1 pseudogene is annotated in these 2,966 nt (G+C 78.3%); it reads left to right on the plus strand.

The window, feature by feature from the left end:
- Positions 1 to 2,908 (plus strand): annotated as a pseudogene (locus AB4039_RS41835) (hypothetical protein); the annotation flags it as partial.
- Positions 2,909 to 2,966: the final 58 nt, after the last annotated feature.

Consider the following 2,966-nt stretch of genomic DNA (forward strand, 5'->3'; position numbering starts at 1 on the left):
GCCCGGCCCCGCGGGCCCCGGTGCACCGGCCGGGGCGGCCACCGCGGCCGGCGCCGGCCAGACCGCCGGCGCGGACGCCGCGAGCCCGGGCACCGTGGTGGTCACGGACCGGTCGGGCCCCGGATCCGCCTCCGCCTCCGGATCCACCACCGCCGGAGCGGGCCTCACCGTCGCCGACCTCGACCGGGGCTCCGACGAGCTGGTCCGGCTGCTCGCCGAGACCGTCGGCTCCGCCGAACGCCAGCTGTTCGAGCTGCGCACCGCCGCCGCCGACGACGCCCGCATCCTCGGCGCCCTCGGCGACGGCGGCCTGCTGCCGCCCGGCCCGGACGTCCTCGCCACCGTCGAGTACCTCGGCGAACACGGCATCCCGGCCCTGCCCGGCTGGCGCTACCTCGCCCAGTCCGTGGACCCGGCCGACCACGCCGCCGTCCTCGCCGCACGCCCCGAACTCGTCGACGGCGTCGTGATCACCGACCCCGACACCCACAGCCGTGCCCGCGAGGTCCTCTCCGCCGCCGCGCTGCTGCCCCGCTCCACCGTCGCCGTCGGCACCGCCGCCGCGCTGCTGGCCCCCGTACCGCCGGCCGGGGACCCCGGCGCAGAGTCCGGGGTCTTCCTCGTCCCGCCGAACCCGGCCATGCACGACGAGCACGCCGCCGACGAGGAGCGCCAGGCGCTCCGCGCCCGCACCACGGCCCGCGACACCGAGATCCGGGACCTCGCCGCCCGCCTCTCCGGCGACCGCGAGCTCGCCGCCCGGCTCGCCTCCTGGCGCACCGGCTGCCCGCCCGGCCGCCTCGCCCAGCTCGCCGAACACGCCGCCGCCGCCCGGACCTTCGCCGAGGAGGCCGACGCCGAGCTCGCGGAGGCCCGTACGGTACGCGCCGAGGCCGACGAGGCCGCCGCCGACGCGGCCCGGGTCCGCGACGAGCGCCAGGACGCCGCCCAGCGCGCCCGCCGTGCCGCCGACGCCCTCTCCGGTCTGGCCCACCGACTGCGCGAGCGCTCCGGCTGGCAGACGAAGGCCCGCGAACTCGCCGAGGAGGCCGCCGAGTCGGAGGCCCGCGCCGAGGCCTGCCTGGACCGGGCCCGCGCCGCCGACGAGGACCGCCGGGCCGCGCAGCGCGCCGCCGACGACGCCCGCCGCACCGCCCGCGCCCTGCGCGCCGAACGCGCCGAGATCGCCGGGGCCCCCGACCAGCTGCCCGCCCAGGACGCCCCGCGCGCACCGCTCCCCGACCTGCGCGAGGCCTACCGGGCCGCCTCCCGGCTCTACGAGAAGGTCGGCGTCGGTGCCGACCTGCGCGCCGAACAGGCCCGCGCCGAGAGCGACGAGAGCGCCGCCCTCGCCGAACTCGACCGCCTCACCAACAAGGTCCGCACCCGCGCCGCCCAGCTCCTCGAAGGCACCGACGGCGCCGACGGCCCGTCCCGGCAGGCCGCGGCGGCCCGCGCCGAGGCCCTCGTACAGATGCTGGAATCCCGGGCGTCCACCGCGAGCGAGCAGCTCGGCCGGCTGCGCGGCGAGGCCGAACGGCACGCCCCGGCCGACGGCGAGGCCCACACCGAACTCCCCGAGGAGCTGGTCCCGGCCGACGTGGAGCAGGCCCAGGGCCTGCTGCGCACCGCCACCGCCCAGCTCGCCGCGCACTCCGCCGCCGTGGAGAGCGCCCGCGCCGCCCACGCCGACCTGCTGCGCGCCCACCGCGCGGCCGAGGACGGCGCCGGGGGCTTCGACGAGACCGCGGCCCTCCTGCGGGACCTGCTGCGCGACCACAACCACCCGGAGGACGAGCAGGAGCCGGTGCCGCACCCGGGCACCCTGGAGGAGGCCCGGCAGTCCGCCACCGAGGCCCGCCGCTCCCTGCGCGGCTGCACGGCCGACCTCTCGGCCGCCGAGTCCGCGGTGCGCGAGGCGAGCGACGTCCTGGTCCGGCACGCCAACGCCACCCGCTACGAGCAGGTGCGCACCCCCGCCCGCCAGCAGATCCGCGAACTGCCCGCCTCCGCCCTGCCCGAGCACGCCGCCGCCTGGGCCGCGGCCTTCGCGCCCCGGCTGCGCGTCCTGACCGACGAGCTCGCCCAGCTGGAGCGCAACCGCGACAGCATCGTCGACCGGCTCCGCGGCCTCGTCGAATCCGCCCTGGCCACCCTGCGGTCCGCGCAGCGCCTCTCCCAGCTGCCGGAGGGCCTGGGGGAGTGGTCGGGCCAGGAGTTCCTGCGGATCCGCTTCGAGGAGCCCGACCAGACCACGCTCACCGAGCGGCTGGGCGAGGTCATCGACGAGGCCACCCGCGCGGCCGTCAAGAAGAACAGCACCGCCTCCTTCGGCGAGGGCGGCCGCCGCGACGGCATGTCCCTGCTGCTGCGCGGCGTCCAGGCGGCCCTCGAACCCAAGGGCATCGCCGTGGAGATCCTCAAGCCGGACGCGGTGCTGCGCGCCGAGCGGGTCCCGGTCGGCCAGATGGGTGACGTCTTCTCCGGCGGCCAGCTGCTGACCGCCGCCATCGCGCTGTACTGCACCATGGCGGCGCTGCGCAGCAACGACCGCGGCCGCGACAAGCACCGCCACGCGGGCACGCTGTTCCTGGACAACCCGATCGGGCGCGCGAACGCGACCTACCTCCTGGAACTCCAGCGGGCCGTCTCCGACGCGCTCGGCGTCCAGCTGCTCTACACGACGGGCCTCTTCGACACCACGGCCCTCGCCGAGTTCCCGCTGGTCATCCGGCTGCGCAACGACGCCGACCTGCGGGCGGGCCTGAAGTACATCAGCGTCGAGGAGCACCTGCGGCCCGGCCTGCCGCAGCGGTCGCCGGACGGGGAGACCATCCACGGCGAGATCACCGCGACCCGCATGTTCCGCCGCTCGACCGCCGGTTCCCGAGAGGCCGCCGGTTCCTGAGCGGCCGCCGGTTCCCCCGCGCACGCCGGACGCCCGGCCCCGCCCCCCGGCCCCGCCC

It is taken from the genome of Streptomyces sp. M-16, from assembly GCF_052114405.1.
In the GTDB taxonomy this organism is placed as follows: domain Bacteria; phylum Actinomycetota; class Actinomycetes; order Streptomycetales; family Streptomycetaceae; genus Streptomyces.